Source organism: Oceanimonas doudoroffii, assembly GCF_002242685.1.
Lineage (GTDB): Bacteria > Pseudomonadota > Gammaproteobacteria > Enterobacterales > Aeromonadaceae > Oceanimonas > Oceanimonas doudoroffii.
This window is the reverse complement of sequence record NZ_NBIM01000007.1, coordinates 1-15,246: the sequence shown is the minus strand read 5'-3', so window position 1 is coordinate 15,246 and position 15,246 is coordinate 1. Positions and strand designations below refer to the sequence as shown.

At 62.8% G+C, this 15,246-nt stretch carries 12 protein-coding genes; 4 read left to right on the top strand and 8 right to left on the bottom strand.

Annotation, left to right across the window (positions count from 1 at the left end):
• The 8 genes from rodA to leuS all read right to left on the bottom strand — a co-directional run bounded on the left by rodA (position 1) and on the right by leuS (position 8,650).
• The gene (rodA, locus tag B6S08_RS15145) at positions 1-1,101 is read right to left on the bottom strand and encodes a rod shape-determining protein RodA (protein ID WP_094201654.1); all 1,101 of its coding nucleotides are present in this window, start codon (positions 1,099-1,101) and stop codon (positions 1-3) included.
• A complete protein-coding gene (gene mrdA / locus B6S08_RS15140; RefSeq protein ID WP_094201653.1) occupies positions 1,094-2,983 on the bottom strand; it encodes a penicillin-binding protein 2 in 1,890 nt (629 codons plus the stop codon). Before mrdA ends, rodA begins: the two co-directional genes overlap by 8 nt.
• 3 nt (positions 2,984-2,986) lie before the next feature.
• On the bottom strand, positions 2,987-3,457 hold the full coding sequence (gene rlmH, locus B6S08_RS15135) for a 23S rRNA (pseudouridine(1915)-N(3))-methyltransferase RlmH (RefSeq protein WP_094201652.1): 471 nt from the start codon (positions 3,455-3,457) through the stop codon (positions 2,987-2,989).
• On the bottom strand, positions 3,454-3,798 hold the full coding sequence (gene rsfS, locus B6S08_RS15130) for a ribosome silencing factor (RefSeq protein WP_094201651.1): 345 nt from the start codon (positions 3,796-3,798) through the stop codon (positions 3,454-3,456). Before rsfS ends, rlmH begins: the two co-directional genes overlap by 4 nt.
• Before the next feature lie 31 nt (positions 3,799-3,829).
• Positions 3,830-4,477 carry a nicotinate-nucleotide adenylyltransferase gene (nadD, locus tag B6S08_RS15125; RefSeq protein ID WP_094201650.1) on the bottom strand — a complete coding sequence of 216 codons (648 nt, stop codon included), beginning with the start codon at positions 4,475-4,477 and terminating at the stop codon, positions 3,830-3,832.
• Positions 4,474-5,496, bottom strand: a complete 1,023-nt coding sequence (holA, locus tag B6S08_RS15120; RefSeq protein ID WP_094201649.1) for a DNA polymerase III subunit delta — start codon at positions 5,494-5,496, stop codon at positions 4,474-4,476. Before holA ends, nadD begins: the two co-directional genes overlap by 4 nt.
• Positions 5,496-5,981 carry an LPS-assembly lipoprotein LptE gene (locus B6S08_RS15115; RefSeq protein ID WP_094201648.1) on the bottom strand — a complete coding sequence of 162 codons (486 nt, stop codon included), beginning with the start codon at positions 5,979-5,981 and terminating at the stop codon, positions 5,496-5,498. Before B6S08_RS15115 ends, holA begins: the two co-directional genes overlap by 1 nt.
• A gap of 89 nt (positions 5,982-6,070) precedes the next feature.
• Entirely contained in the window at positions 6,071-8,650 is a 2,580-nt protein-coding gene (gene leuS, locus B6S08_RS15110) for a leucine--tRNA ligase (RefSeq protein WP_094201647.1), read from the bottom strand.
• Positions 8,651-8,766: 116 nt separating this feature from the next.
• Here leuS and B6S08_RS15105 point away from each other — a divergent pair, with 116 nt between their 5' ends.
• The 4 genes from B6S08_RS15105 to B6S08_RS15090 form a co-directional block, all read left to right on the top strand.
• On the top strand, positions 8,767-9,252 hold the full coding sequence (locus B6S08_RS15105) for a zinc ribbon-containing protein (protein ID WP_094201646.1): 486 nt from the start codon (positions 8,767-8,769) through the stop codon (positions 9,250-9,252).
• 353 nt (positions 9,253-9,605) lie between these two features.
• Positions 9,606-11,195 carry a TolC family protein gene (locus tag B6S08_RS15100; protein WP_245849878.1) on the top strand — a complete coding sequence of 530 codons (1,590 nt, stop codon included), beginning with the start codon at positions 9,606-9,608 and terminating at the stop codon, positions 11,193-11,195.
• Position 11,196: 1 nt separating this feature from the next.
• A complete protein-coding gene (locus B6S08_RS15095) occupies positions 11,197-11,976 on the top strand; it encodes an efflux RND transporter periplasmic adaptor subunit (protein ID WP_094201645.1) in 780 nt (259 codons plus the stop codon).
• On the top strand, positions 11,973-15,246 hold a 3,274-nt coding region (locus B6S08_RS15090; protein WP_141202208.1), incomplete at its 3' end, for a DUF4347 domain-containing protein. The genes B6S08_RS15095 and B6S08_RS15090, both read left to right, overlap by 4 nt.

Here is a 15,246-nt window from a genome sequence, read left to right as displayed (position 1 = left end):
TTATTTCGCCAACAGGCGTTTGTGAGTATGAACGGACATGAGAATGCCAAATCCGGCCATCAGTGTCACCATGGAGGTGCCGCCGAAGCTTATCAGCGGCAGCGGCACACCCACCACCGGCAGCAGGCCGCTGACCATGCCGATGTTGACGAACACATAGACGAAAAAGGTCAGGGTCAGGGCGCCCGCCAGCAGGCGGGGAAAGGCCCCCTGGGCCTGTACCGAAATCTGCAGGCCGCGGCCGATGATAAACAGGTACATCAGCATCAGCAGGCTGACGCCCACCAGGCCGAACTCCTCGGCCAGTACCGCGAAGATAAAGTCGGTGTGGCGTTCGGGCAGAAATTCCAGCTGGGACTGGGTACCGTGCAGCCAGCCTTTGCCCCAGAGGCCGCCGGAGCCGATGGCGATTTTGGACTGAATGATATGATATCCGGCCCCCAGGGGATCGCTTTCCGGGTTGAGCAGGGTCAGCACTCGTCGCTTCTGGTAGTCGTGCATCAGAAAGTACCACAGCGCCGGCAGAAAGGCGGCCAGGCCGGTGAGCGCCAGCAGAATCAGTCGCCAGGGCAGGCCGGCAAGGAAAATCACGAACAGGCCGGAGGCCGCCACCAGCACCGAGGTGCCCAGATCCGGCTGCTTGGCGATCAGCAGGGTGGGCACCAGCACCAGCACAAAGGCGATGGCCACGTGCAGCAGGCCGGGAGGCAGGGGGTAGCGGCTGATGTAGGCGGCGATGGTAATGGGCATGGCCAGCTTGAGGGCTTCCGAGGGCTGAAAGCGAAAGCTGCCAATTTCCAGCCAGCGCTGGGCGCCCTTGCCAATATCACCCACCAGCAGCACCAGCACCAGCAGCACCACCCCCAGCAGAAACACCGGCGGTGCCCAGCGGGCGTAAAAGCCGGGCGGCAGCTGGGCCAGCACGAACATGACGGTAAGGGACAGGCCGACGCGCATGCCTTGTCGAGTGACCGCCTGCAGGTCCTCGCCGGTGGCGGAATAGAGGATCATCATGCTGGCGCCGAGCAGCAGCAGCAGGCCGGCCAGCAGCGGCCAGTCCAGGTGCAGGCGTTCTCCCAGGGAGCGGCGGTGCTTATTCATGGGCGATGGCATCCTCGTCGGGCTGAAGTTGGTCGGGGATCAGAAAGGCGTCGAGCATGGCCCGGGCCACGGGGGCGGCGTTGGTACTGCCACCGCCGGCGTTTTCCAGCACCACCGACACCACCGCCTCGGGGTTTTCAAAGGGGGCAAAGGCCACGAACAGGGCGTTGTCACGCAGATGCTCGCGCAGGCTCTTGTGATCGTACTGCTGGTTTTCCGCCAGGCTGAACACCTGGGCCGTGCCCGACTTGCCGCCGGCGACATAGGGGGTGCCGGCAAAGGCTCGGCGTGCCGTGCCCTCGCTGCCGTTGATCACCCGCCACATGCCAGTGAGGCCTACCTGCCAGTAGTTGTCCTGCCTGAGCCGAATGGGCTCGCCGTGGCTGATGGGCATGGTGACCCGATCGCCGTTGATGGCGATGGCGTTAAGCAGGCGCGGGTGCACGGTGTCACCGTGGTCCACCATGATGGAGGTGGCCCTGGCCAGTTGCAGCGGGGTGGCGGTCCAGTAGCCCTGACCGATGCCCACCGAAATGGTGTCGCCCTGATACCAGGGCTGCTTGTGGCGACGTTGTTTCCATTCCCGGGACGGCATGATGCCGCTGGCCTCTTCGTGCAGATCGATGCCCGAGGCCTGGCCAAAGCCAAAGCGGCTCATGTAGTCATGAATGTTGTCGATGCCCACTCGGTAGGCCAGATCGTAGAAAAAGGTATCGGCGGAGATCTCGATGGCTCGGTAGACGTCCATCCAGCCATGGCCCCAGCGGCGCCAGTCGCGAAACTTGCGCTTGGTGTTGGGGATTTGAAAATAGGGGCCGCCGAAATAGCGGGTGCCGGGGGTGATGGCGCCCTCGTTCAGCCCCATGACCGACAGCATGGGCTTGACGGTGGAGGCGGGGGCGTAAATGCCCTGGCTGGCCCGGTTGATCAATGGCCGGTCGGGGTTTTCCAGCAGCGCCTTGTAGTCGGGGCTGCTGATGCCGTGTACGAACAGGTTGGGATCATAGCTGGGGTTGGAGACAATGGCTCGTACCTGGCCGTCTTTCGGGGTCATCAGCACAATGGCGCCGCGCTGGCCTTCGAGCAGCTTCTGGGCGTGCTGCTGCAGCCGAATGTCGAGGTTCAGGTAAATGTCGCTGCCGGGCACCGGGGGCTCGTATTTCAGGGTGCGGATCACTCGGCCGCGGTTGTTGACCTCGACTTCCTGATAGCCGGCGTGGCCGTGCAGCAGATCCTCGTAATAGCGTTCCACCCCGAGCTTGCCGATGTCGCGGGTGGCGGCGTAGTTGGCGAGCTTGTTCTCTTCCCGCAGGCGTTCCAGGTCGCGATCATTGATCTTGGCCATGTAACCCAGCACATGGGTCAGGGTGTCCTTGTAGGGGTAGTGACGCTTGAGATAGGCCTCGATGGCGGCGCCGGGATACTTGTGCTGGTTGATGCTGAAGCGGGCTACCTGATCTTCGTTCAGCCGGCTGACCAGCACCACAGGGTTAAAGCGGCGCTGGCGGCGCACCTCTTCAAAAAAACGCTCCCTGAGCTCGGGATCGAGATCCAGCAGTTCGATCAGGTCGTCGACGGTGGCGTCCAGATCGCCGGTCTTTTCCGGAGTGATTTCCAGGCTGTATATGGGGCGGTTTTCCGCCAGCAGCACACCGTTGCGGTCGTAAATCAGCCCCCGGGTCGGGGCGATGGGCACTACCTTGATGCGGTTGTCATTGGAGCGGGTCTGGTAGCTCTGATGCTGGTTCACCTGCAGGTGGTAGAGGTTGGCAAAGAGCACGCCCATCAGCACCACTATGCCGATAAAGGACACCAGGGTACGGCGCCAGTGCAAAGAGGACTCGGCGACGTGATCGCGCATTTTTACCCGGGACCTGGCCATGACTTACTCCCGGTGATAGGGGTGGTTGTTATTGATGCTCCAGGCGCGGTAGAGGCTTTCCGCCGCCACCACCCGCACCAGGGGATGGGGCAGGGTGAGGGGGGACAACGACCAGCTTTGTTCGGCTGCGGCCTTGCAGGCCGGCGCCAGCCCCTCGGGGCCGCCAATCAGAATGGCCACGTCGCGGCCGTCGTGCTGCCAGCGGGTGAGCTGGCCGGCGAGTTGCTCCGTGGTCCAGGGCTTGCCGGGAATGTCGAGGGTGACAATACACGCCGACTTGGCGATGGCGGCCAGCATCTGTTCGCCTTCCTTGTGCAGAATGCGTTCAATGTCGGCGTTCTTGCCCCGCTTGCCGGCGGCAATTTCCACCAGTTCCAGGGGCATGTCCCGGGGAAAGCGGCGCTGGTATTCCTGAAATCCCGTGGTTACCCAGGCCGGCATTTTGGTGCCGACCGCCACCAGCTGCAGCTTCATCCGGCCATGGCTCCGGCCGTGCTGCCGCCCCAGAGTTTTTCCAGTTGATAAAAGTCGCGGGTTTCTTCCTGCATCACGTGCACGATGGCTTCGCCCAGATCGACCAGTACCCATTCTCCTGCATCCTGGCCTTCAATGCCAAGCAGATCCAGGCCGGCATGTTTGGCCTCGGTGGCCAGGTGATCGGCAATGGAGTTGACGTGGCGGCTGGAGTTGCCGGAGCAGATGATCATGCAGTCGGTGATGGTGGATTTGCCGGTGACGTCCAGTACGCGAATGTCACGGGCCTTGAGATCGTCCAGTTTGTCGACGATAAAGTCATGCAGTTCTTGGTCTTGCAAGCGTGTTTTCTCCTCGTTGAAACAACATGAATCATACCACGGACCCGGTGTAGAGTCCCTGTTGTCGAATATAGTTCGCTACCGCCTCGGGCAACAAATACTGGGGATTGTTCCCCGCCCGAATGCCGTCCCGTATCTGGGTGGAGGACACCTCCAGCTCCGGGTTGTCGAGCAGGAAAATATGGCCGGCGGGGACGCGGTGAAGCCGTTCGCGATCCCGAGTGCCATGGCGGCGGTACAGCTGCTCCAGGGTGTCGTTGAGTGAGGGTGTCCAGCCGGGCCGGTGACTCACTACCAGGTGGGCATGATCCAGCAGCTCGGGCCAGCGGTGCCATTTGTCCAGGTTGCATAATGAGTCCATGCCCATGATAAAGCACAGCGGCCGGCTGCCCAGCTCCCGGCGCAGTTCAATCAGGGTTTCCACCGTGTAGGATGGCGTGGTGCGGCGCAGTTCACGCTCGTCCACGGTAAGCCCCGGTGTGGCCGCCGCCGCCAGGCGGGTCATGGCCAGGCGGTGCCGCGGTGCACTGTCGGGGGTAGCCCGGTGGGGAGGAATATGGTTGGGCAGTAGCCGCACCTCGGCCAGACCCAGTTGTTCCTGGGCCTGAATGGCGGTGCGCAGGTGGCCCACATGTATGGGGTCGAAGGTGCCCCCCAGCAATCCGATGGGTACAGTCATGGCAAAATGATCGGTGGTTTTTCGTCGAAAAAGCCGACGCACAGGGCGTAAAGCCAGCGCCAGGCGGTGTCGTCATCAAACTCGGCCACGGCGGCGTCGGCGGCGGCCAGCAGGGTGGACAGGGCGCTGAGCTTGGGCGCCGGCAGCCGGCTCAGGGCCGACTGCATCAGCGGCTGGCGGCTGGACCATATCTGCAGGCTGCCGGCGGCCTGAGGAAAGGACTGGCCGGTGGCGAGGGCCGCTTGCAGGCCGTGCAGGGTGTTGAGTTCTTTCGCCAGCAGGTGGCAGAGCATGCCTGCTTCGACGCCTTCCTGGCGCAGTTGCAGCAGGATACGGCAGCCCCGTTTCACCTTGCCCTGCAGCAGCGGATCGATCAGCTGAAAGGGGTTGAAATGATAATGGGGCTGAACCTGTTGCTGCAGGGTCGCCAGGGTCAGCGGCTGGGGCAGCTCGAGCAGGGCCAGCTTTTCAATCTCGCCGGCGGCGGCCAGCAGGTTGCCTTCAAAGGCCAGGGTCAGCCAGTGCAGGGCATCAGGCTCGGCCGCCAGCCCGTGGCGGCCGAGTCGTTGTTCCAGCCAGCGTGCCAGCTGACGGGCGTCGGGGGTGAATACCGGTACCACCGGGCCGGCGGCTGCCAGGGCCTTGTACCAGGCGGTTTTTTGCTGTTGCTGGTTGAGGCGGGGGCCGCTTATCAGCAGTAGCAGATCCTGGTGACACTGCCCCAGTAACTCCTTTAGCCGGTCCGAGGCGGTGCGGTCCAGCTTGTCGGGCAGAGTCAGCTCGATGATCTGCCGGCTGCTGAACAGGCTGAGGCTTTGGCTGGCGTCAAAGATGGCGTCCCAATCCAGCCCCTCGTCGGCGTCGAACTTGTGGCGTTCGTCAAAGCCCTGCGCCCGGGCGGCCTGGCGCAGTTCATCGAGGGCTTCCTGCTTGAGCAGGGGCTCGTCGCCATAAACGAAATAGCAGGGCGCCAGCCCTGCTTTGATCTGTTTGGCAATCTGCTCGGGGTAGAGACGCATCAGAACGACAGGCGGCTCAGCTGACGCACAATCTGCTCGGCGGCTTCCAGTTCCATCTGCTCGCGCAGTTGCTGCTGCTCCCGGCTGGATGCCAGGGCTTGGTCCGACTTGTCGAGAAAGCTGCGGTTAAAGGTCACGTTGAACACCTGGCGGGGCTCGTCGGGGAGATCGAGGGTAAAGCGGGTGCCAAAGCGTGCGGCGTATTCCAGGGTATCGCCGGTCGGCTGAATGGAGGCGGTGGTGTTGCCCTGGCTCAGATCGCCTATGGTCAACACCGGCGTGTCGCCGTCGTTTTCCACCAGTTGTGCACCGGCGCGCAGCAGGCGGGCCGACACCAGTCGATAAAACTGGGTCTTGTCGTCACCGTCCAGCACCAACCGCTGCAGTTCGGGAGGCAGGCTGTCACCGCCTCTCAACTGAAAGCCGCAACCGGCCAGCATCAGGGTCAGCGTCAACAGGACCAGCGCCTTGATTCGAGTGAGCATAACAACTCCTTGATTCTGCTGTGAGGAGCGAAGGGTGAGGAGTGAAGTGTGTGTTCCTCACTCCTTTTCCCTCACTCCTCACCGTCTGGTTAGTTGGCTACGATATTCAGCAGCTTGCCGGGTACATAGATGACCTTGCGAATGGTCTTGCCGTCCAGGTGGCGGGCGACGTTGTCGTCGGCCTTGCCGGCGGCTTCAACCGCGTCCTTGTCGGCATCGGCGGGCACGGTGACCTTGCCCCGCACCTTGCCGTTGACCTGCACCACCACCAGCTTTTCGTCTTCCACCAGGGCATCGGCATCGGCCACAGGCCAGGCGGCGTGGTCGATGTCGTCATGGCCCAGGGCGCGCCACAGCTCAAAGCAGGTGTGGGGCACTATGGGATGCAGCATCACGACCACGGCTTCCAGCGCTTCCTGTAGCAGGGCACGGTTCTGGTCGTCGCTCATGTCGACCTTGGCCAGGTGGTTCATCAGCTCCATGATGGCGGCAATGGCGGTGTTGAAGGTCTGGCGACGACCCACGTCATCGCTCACCTTGTTGATGGTCTTGTGCACTTCCCGGCGCAGGGTTTTCTGGGCCGCATTCAGGCCGGCCAGGTTCAGGGCCGGGGCGGCGCCGTGGGACTGATGCTCAAACACCAGCTTCCATACCCGCTTGAGGAAGCGCTGGGCACCTTCCACGCCAGAGTCGGACCACTCCAGGGTCATGTCGGCGGGGGAAGCGAACATCATGAACAGGCGCACGGTGTCGGCGCCGTACTTGTCCACCATGACCTGGGGGTCGATGCCGTTGTTCTTGGACTTGGACATCTTGGTCATGCCGGTGTGCACCAGCTCGCGGCCGTCGGCGTCCACCGCCTTGCTGATGCGGCCCTTTTCGTCCCGCTCAACGGTTACGTCCAGCGGGCTCACCCAGGTGCGGGCACCCTTGTCATCGGTGTGGTAGAAGGCATCGGCCAGTACCATGCCTTGGCACAACAGGCGCTTGAACGGCTCGTCGGACTCCACCAGGCCGGTGTCGCGCAGCAGCTTGTGAAAGAAACGGGCATAGAGCAGGTGCATGCAGGCGTGCTCGATACCGCCGATGTACTGATCCACCGGCAGCCAGTAGTTGGCCTTTTCCACGTCCAGCATGCCCTGATCGTATTCCGGGCTGCAGTAGCGGGCGTAGTACCAGGAGGACTCCATAAAGGTGTCAAAGGTGTCGGTCTCACGCAGGGCCGGCTGGCCGTTATAGGTGGTCTTGGCCCACTCGGGATCCGCCTTGATCGGGCTCTGAATGCCGTCCATCACCACGTCTTCCGGCAGCACCACCGGCAGGGTGTCTTCCGGTGCACCGACCACGGTGCCGTCTTCCAGGTTGAGCATGGGAATGGGGGCGCCCCAGTAACGCTGGCGGCTTACCCCCCAGTCGCGCAGACGGAAGTTGACGGTGCGACGACCCAGGCCTTTCTTTTCCAGGGTTTTGGCGATGGCATCAAAGGCCTGCTCGAAGTTCATGCCGTCGAATTCACCGGAGTGGAACAGCACGCCTTTCTCGGTATAGGCCTCGGCGCTCACATCCAGTTCGCTGCCATCGGCGGGCTTGATCACGGGTACGATGTCGAGGCCGTACTTGCCGGCAAACTCATAGTCGCGTTGATCATGGGCGGGAACCGCCATCACGGCACCGGAGCCGTAATCCATCAGCACGAAGTTGGCGACCCAGATCGGTACCTGCTTGCCGGTGAGCGGGTGAACCGCCATCAGGCCGGTGGCCATGCCTTTCTTCTCCATGGTGGCCATCTCGGCCTCGGCGACCTTGTTGTGCTTGCAGTCGTCGATAAAGGCGGCCAGTTCCGGGTTGTGCTCGGCGGCGCGGGTGGCCAGCGGGTGGCCGGCGGCAATGCCCACATAGGTCACGCCAAACAGGGTGTCCGGGCGGGTGGTGTACACCTCAAAGCTGTCGTCGGCTCCGGCCACGTCAAAACGCAGGGTCACGCCCTCGCTGCGGCCAATCCAGTTGCGCTGCATGGTCTTGACCTGCTCGGGCCAGCCTTCCAGCTCGTCGATGTCGCGCAGCAGTTCATCGGCGTAGTCGGTGATCTTGATAAACCACTGGGGAATTTCCTTTTGCTCTACCGGGGTGTCGCAGCGCCAGCAGCAGCCGTCGTTGACCTGCTCGTTGGCCAGCACGGTTTCATCGTGGGGGCACCAGTTCACCGAAGAGGTTTTTTTGTACACCAGGCCCTTTTCATAGAGCTTGGTAAAGAACCACTGTTCCCAGCGGTAATACTCCGGCGTACAAGTGGCCAGTTCCCTGTTCCAGTCGTAGCCAAAGCCCAGCCGCTTGAGCTGGTTTTTCATGTAATCGATGTTTTCGTAGGTCCAGGGCGCCGGTGCCGTCTTGTTGTTGATGGCGGCGTTTTCGGCGGGCAGGCCAAAGGCATCCCAGCCGATGGGCTGCAGCACGTTTTTGCCCTGAAGCCGTTGATAACGTGAGATAACGTCGCCTATGGTGTAGTTACGGACGTGCCCCATATGTAGCCGACCTGAAGGATAAGGGAACATGGACAGGCAATAGAACTTGTCTTTGCCGGCTTGTTCGGTGGCCTTGAAGGTCTGCTGCTCGTCCCAGTGGCGTTGCACCTGGGGCTCGATATTCTGGGGATTGTATTGCTCTTGCATTATGACGTCCGGTTCCGTAAATGAGTGGTAACACCAGCGATAAATCGGCATAGAATACCTTAGGGGGTAGCCGGCAACAATAGCCCGGCCCGGGCCCTGCCTGAGAGGACAAGACCATGAGCGAGCAAGACGACAAGCACAAAAAAGGCTATGACGCCTTTGTGGAAGAGCTGCAGCGCCAGTGGGAGATGGCGGAGAACACCACCATCAAGGAGGCGGTGGAAAAGACTCAGGCCTATATGGAAGCGGCCGGAGATCTGACCAGGGACGAATTAGCGCTGATTGCCGAATATGTCAAGCGGGATCTGGCCGCCTTTGGGGAAGAAGAAGGCGGTTTTCGCGACAGCCTGTTTTACCGCCGTATTCGTGAAACCGTATGGGGCTGGCTGGCCGGTGCCACCGACAAGAGCCAGCTGGAGTGGCAGGAGTTAAGTGAAGATCTGGCCCATCACGGCGAATACCAGGCCGGCGAAGTGGTAGGGCCCGGTTTGTACGACTGCGCCCTGTGCGCCCACCGCCACGAAGTAACTCACCCTGTGGTGCTGACCACCTGCCTGGAATGCAACCACCACACCTTTATTCGCCACCCGCTTACGCCCTGATAACCGATTCTTTTCCCCGAACCTTTCCATTTTGTCCAGCCTGGTATTGCCAGGCTGGTGCCATTGAAACGACAGTTTTCGATTGAATCTTTAATAGACGGTTGATAGTATTTTTGCAGTTATATAACGCCTAGTTTCTTTGAGGTTATTCATGGACGAGACCTCCTATAGAAAGACAACCCTGTCTTTGCTCTCCGTGAGCGCGGAATACCGCGCTCGGCCTTTTGCATTTCAACTGTTACCGCCATACCCACCCGATTGTTGACACATTCGGGGCATATTCTTGTTGCCGTCCGTTAGCTTCCGTTTATTCGGCCAGGCGAATGCTGGCTTTCCAAATATTAAGAGATTGAATGATGTTCAAACAAACCTTGGTTGCCAGCTCTCTTGTGCTGGCCATCAGCGGCTGTGCCGTGTCTCCGGAGTCAATTCCCACCCGTCAGATCAACCAGACGGTACAAGCCGATCTGGTACAGCTCGGCGCCGAGCAGGAGGCTATTCAGGGTCACATCGGGCTGGAAGACGCTATCGCCCGGGCGGTGCGCAACAACCGGGACAAGAAACTGAAGGCGCTGGAGTCGGCCATGGAGCAGGGGCAGCTCGAGCTGGTGCAGCACGAAATGCTGCCCAGCCTGGCCGCCTCCGCCGGCTATTCGGCCCGCAGCAATTATGCCGCCTCGGCCAGCGTGGCGTTTCAGGACGGCCGGCCCGAGCCCCTGGGCGACAACCCTTCCTATTCCATCTCCCAGGAAAAGCAGCGCACCACCTATGATCTGGCCCTGAGCTGGAACGTGCTCGACTTCGGCCTCTCCTATGTGCGCGCCAAGCAACATGCGGATCGTTACCTGATCGCCCGGGAGCGGGAGCGCAAGGCGGGCCATAACGTGGTGCAGGAGGTGCGGGGTGCCTACTGGCGGGCGGTATCGGCCGAGCGGTTGTTGCAGAAAATAGATCCCCTGGTGGCCCAGGCCTCTTCCGCCCTGAACGACTCCCGCCGGGTCGAGCTGCTGCAGCTGCGCTCGCCGATGGAAGCCCTCTATTACCAGCGCGAGCTGCTCGATGTGCTGCGCGCGCTGCAGGCGCTGAAACAGGACCTGGCCAACGCCAAGACCGAACTGGCCGCCCTGATGGGACTGAAACCGGGCACCGCCTTTGAGCTGACCGATGTGGCGTCGCCCCACTTTGTGGTGCCCAAGATGACGGTCGAGCTGTCGGCCATGGAAGAGCGAGCGCTCAACCAGCGCCCAGAGCTGATGGAAACCTACTATCAGCAACGCATTTCCGCCGCCGAGACCCGCGCCGCCCTGCTGAAAATGCTGCCGGGGATCACCCTGACCGCCGGCGCCTATCACGACAGCAGCGACTACCTGCTGAACCAGGACTGGACCAGCCTGGGCGCCCAGGTGAGCTGGAACCTGCTGGACGTGTTCAAGGTGGGCGCCGAACGGCGGCTGGCCAAAACCCGCGAGGCGCTGGCCGAAGAGCAACGGCTGGCGTCCTCCATGGCGGTACTGACCCAGGTACACCTGGCCCGCATTCGTTATGAGGAGTCACGCAAGTCCTTTGAACTGGCCGACCGTTACCTGGATGTGGCCGGTCGCATCAGCGAGCAGACCGCCAATGCCGCCCGACTGAACCGGACCTCCGAGCTGGATCTGATCCGCGAATCCCTCAACGCCCTGCTGGCCGAGTTGCGCCGGGACGTGGCCTATGCGGATCTGCAAAACAGCTATGGCCGCATTTTCATGAGCATGGGCATGGATCTGCTGCCCGAGGGCTATGCCCAGCACAGCGTTCAGCAGTTGTCCGAGACCATCGCCACCCGCTTCGAACGCTGGCAGCGGGGTGAACTGGACGCGCCCGAGGCGAATCCCGAGTCCACCGTAGCGGCCGAGCAGCAGGACGCCGCGGCCGACGGCGCCGTACGCGCCGAGGGAGCTTGAGTTGAGCAAGCCGATCCGTTGCAAGGAGCTGTTGCTGGCGGCCCTGGCGCTGACGGCCTGGTCCGGCCATGCCGATGAGTACAGGGCCGAAGCGTTCCAGGGCGAGGAATATAAGGCCCGTGCCGTGATCAAGGCCCTGGACAGGGCCGTGTTGTCGGGGGAGCTGGCGGCCCGGGTCACTCAGCTGCCCAAACGACCGGGGGACAGCTTTCGTCAGGGCGAGCTGCTGTTGGGTCTGGATTGTTCCCTCTACCAGGCCCAGGCGGACAAGGTGGCCGCCGAGAGCAAGGCGGCGCGTTTTAAGCTGGATAACGCCAAGCAGTTGAACGAGCTGCGCTCCATCGGCAGCCTGGACGTGGCACTGGCCCAGTCGGAATACGCCCAGGCCCAGGCCGAGCTGCGCATCGCCCGGCTCAACACAGAGCGCTGCCAGATCAAAGCCCCCTACGACGGCCGCGTGGTGGCGGTGTTGGTCAACCGCCACGAAAACATTCGTCAGCAGCAGGAAGTGCTGGAGATCGTCGCCGACCAGCGGCTGGAAGCGGAGGTGGTGGTGCCCGCCACCTGGCTCGGCTGGCTGAAGCCCGAGCTGCCGCTGACCCTGCGCATCGATGAAACCGGCGCCAGTGTCGAGGCGGCGGTGGTTGCCATCAGCCCGGCCATCGATCCGGTCAGCCAGACCCTGCAGTTGCGCGCCCGGCTCACCCAGCCGTCCGGACTGATGCCGGGCATGAGCGCATCGGCCTATTTCACCCCCGCCGGGGCAGGAGAGCAGTCATGAACACCAAACACCCGCACCATAGTCCGCGCCGCCAGCCGCTGATCACCGCCCTCGAGCCCCGCATTCTGCTCGACGGCGCGGCGGTGGCCACCGCCGTGGATCTCGCCACCGATGTGGATCATCAGGACGCGGCCGGCCACAGCCAGGCCCCCGAGCAATCGGTACACTTCACCGCCCTGGCGCCGGCCCAGGTGCGAGGGGCGGAGCCGGCCCTGAACCAGGGCCGCAAGGAAGTGGCCTTTGTCGACACCGGGGTGGAAGGCTACCAGGCGCTGGTGGACGGCATAGGTGCCGGCATCGAAGTGCGGTTGCTTGACGCGGGCCAGGACGGCCTGGCGCAGCTCACCGCCTGGGCGCAGCAAAACGACGGCTATGACACCATCTACCTGTTGAGCCACGGCGCCGAGGGCCGGCTGCAACTGGGCAACCTGACCCTGGACGGCGTCGAGGCCGAGCGTCGCGCCGACGAGCTGGGCACCCTGGGCCGGGCCCTGACCGCCGACGGTGACTTGCTGCTGTATGGCTGCTCGGTGGCGAGCGGCGAGGGTGAGGCCTTTGTGGAACGGCTGGCCAGCCTGACCGGCGCCGATGTGGCGGCCTCGGATGACCTGACCGGCGCCGCCGACCTCGGCGGCGACTGGGATCTGGAAGTGAGCCGGGGCACCATCGACACGGACGGTGACGGTAGTCGCTTGGGTGAGGGCTTTACCGGCCTGCTTGGGCCGGCGCCCGGCACCATAGACTGGACCGGCCAGTCCTATACCAATGGTGGCTATGTTTATGATCCGACGGTGGCGAACATCGGCGGCTCGGGCCTGGATCTCACCGTGACCAGCGAGGAGGGCGGCGGCGGTACCGAGGGAGTTCAGGTGGACATCGGCTCGGGAGATGACTGGTACTATGATGGAAGCGCGACTCCCCCTGGAGACGGGCAAATCCTGAAGCTATCGACCGATTTTGTCGGTAATACCAACATTACCAAGGTCGAGCTTGCCAGCAGTGACGGGACCGAATTCAAGCTGGAGCAGCTGCTGTTGGGATGGGACGTGTCTAATGCCCCTGGCGACATTACCATTACCGGCTGGCGTGACGGCGCCGAGGTGGCGACACAGCTTCACAGTACCGGCACTAACGATTATTTTTATTTTGAGGAAGGGTTTGCCCACAAGACCATCACCCTGAATGCCGATTTTGCCAATATCGATGCCTTCAGCTTTAGCTATGCGGCCGATGGGGGCAGCGGTGTCATGTATGGCCTGGCGCTGGACAACCTGGTGATCAGTGCCGCTGAGGGGGGCAATGCAGCGCCTTCGGTTTCCGTGGCCGATGCCAGCCTCGCCTATACCGAAGGCAGCGCCGCTACTCAGATAGACGGCGCCGCGACGATTAGTGATGCCGATGGCGATGCCGAGTGGAATGGTGGCACCTTGTCGGTGCAGATCACGGGCAATGCCGAAGCCGGCGATCGACTCAGCATCGTCGACAGTGACGGGGATGGTACGGCCATTACCATCAGCGGCACCAATATTTTTGCCAATGGTGTGGATATCGGTGATCTCAGCACCAGCGGCGGTATCGTTACCGGTGGCACCCAGCTCACCATTACCTTTGATGCCGACGCGACCAATGCCAACGTGCAGGAAGTGCTGCAGTCGATGCGCTTCGACTCCACCACGGATGATCCGGGGACCTCGAGCCGGACCATCACCTTTACCGCGACCGATAAAAATGCGGCCAGCGGCTCCGATACGCGTACCGTCGTCATAACGGCCATTAACGACGAGCCGGCCCTGACCGCCACCGGCAGCAACCCGACCTTCACCGAGGGCGGCGCCGCGGCCAGCCTGTTCAGCGGCACCAGCATCAACACCGTGGAGTCCGGCCAGAACGTGACCGCTCTGAGCTTTACGGTGACCAACGTCACCGACGGATCGAACGAGCGCATCAACGTCGATGGCACCACCATCGTGCTGACCCACGGCACCAACGGCAGCACCGCCGGCAACAGTCTCAACTACTCGGTGATGGTGATCGGCACCACCGCCACCGTGAGCCTGACCGGCGGCAATCTGTCGGTCGTTGCGGCGGAGACGATGATCGACAACATGAGTTACCAGAACAACAGTAACGCACCGTCGACCAGCAACCGCGTGGTCACCCTGACCAGTGTTCAGGACAGCGGCGGCACCGCCAACGGCGGGGACAACACCGGCGCCCTGGCCGTGGCCTCCACCGTCACCGTGGTGCAGAACAACGACGAACCGACCCTGACATCGAACGGCAGCCACCCGACCTTCACCGAGGGCGGCGCGGCGGGCAGCCTGTTTAACGGCACCAGCATCAGCACCGTGGAATCCGGTCAGACCCTCACCGGCTTCAGCTTTACGGTCAGCAATGTTACCAACGGCAGCAGCGAGGTGATCAACCTGGACGGCACGGCCATCGTGCTGACCCAGGGCACCAGCGGCAGCACCGCGGGCAACAGCCTCGGCTACACGGTGACGGTGGTGGGCACCACCGCCACGGTGAGCCTGACCGGCGGCACCCTGTCCACGGCCACGGTGCAGACGCTCATCGATAACATGAGCTACCAGAACAACAGCGATGCGCCCGACACCAGCAACCGGGTGGTGACCCTGACCAGCCTGCAGGACAGCGGCGGCGTCGCCAACGGCGGTGACGATACCGCCAGCCTGGCGGTGGCCTCAACCGTGACCGTGGTCGGCGTGAACGACGAGCCGGCCCTGACCGCCAATGCCAGCCACCCGACCTTCACCGAGGGCGGCGCCGCGGCCAGCCTGTTCAGCGGCACCAGCATCAACACCGTGGAGTCCGGCCAGAACGTGACCGGCCTGAGCTTTACGGTGACCAACGTCACCGACGGCAGCAACGAGCGCATCAACGTCGATGGCACCACCATCGTGCTGACCCACGGCACCAACGGCAGCACCGCCGGCAACAGTCTCAACTACTCGGTGATGGTGATCGGCACCACCGCCACCGTGACCCTGACCGGCGGCAATCTGTCGGTCGTTGCGGCGGAGACGATGATCGACAACATGAGTTACCAGAACAACAGTAACGCACCGTCGACCAGCAACCGCGTGGTCACCCTGACCAGTGTTCAGGACAGCGGCGGCACCGCCAACGGCGGGGACAACACCGGCGCCCTGGCCGTGGCCTCCACCGTCACCGTGGTGCAGAACAACGACGAACCGACCCTGACATCGAACGGCAGCCACCCGACCTTCACCGAGGGCGGCGCGGCGG

What these genes read in the sequence shown, in the direction of transcription:
- rodA (WP_094201654.1), bottom strand. Translation starts at nt 1,101, where the DNA reads ATGAATAAGCACCGCCGCTCCCTGGGAGAACGCCTGCACCTGGACTGG.
- mrdA (WP_094201653.1), bottom strand. Translation starts at nt 2,983, where the DNA reads ATGGCCAGGTCCCGGGTAAAAATGCGCGATCACGTCGCCGAGTCCTCT.
- rlmH (WP_094201652.1), bottom strand. Translation starts at nt 3,457, where the DNA reads ATGAAGCTGCAGCTGGTGGCGGTCGGCACCAAAATGCCGGCCTGGGTA.
- nadD (WP_094201650.1), bottom strand. Translation starts at nt 4,477, where the DNA reads ATGACTGTACCCATCGGATTGCTGGGGGGCACCTTCGACCCCATACAT.
- holA (WP_094201649.1), bottom strand. Translation starts at nt 5,496, where the DNA reads ATGCGTCTCTACCCCGAGCAGATTGCCAAACAGATCAAAGCAGGGCTG.
- B6S08_RS15115 (WP_094201648.1), bottom strand. Translation starts at nt 5,981, where the DNA reads ATGCTCACTCGAATCAAGGCGCTGGTCCTGTTGACGCTGACCCTGATG.
- leuS (WP_094201647.1), bottom strand. Translation starts at nt 8,650, where the DNA reads ATGCAAGAGCAATACAATCCCCAGAATATCGAGCCCCAGGTGCAACGC.
- B6S08_RS15105 (WP_094201646.1), top strand. Translation starts at nt 8,767, where the DNA reads ATGAGCGAGCAAGACGACAAGCACAAAAAAGGCTATGACGCCTTTGTG.
- B6S08_RS15100 (WP_245849878.1), top strand. Translation starts at nt 9,606, where the DNA reads ATGATGTTCAAACAAACCTTGGTTGCCAGCTCTCTTGTGCTGGCCATC.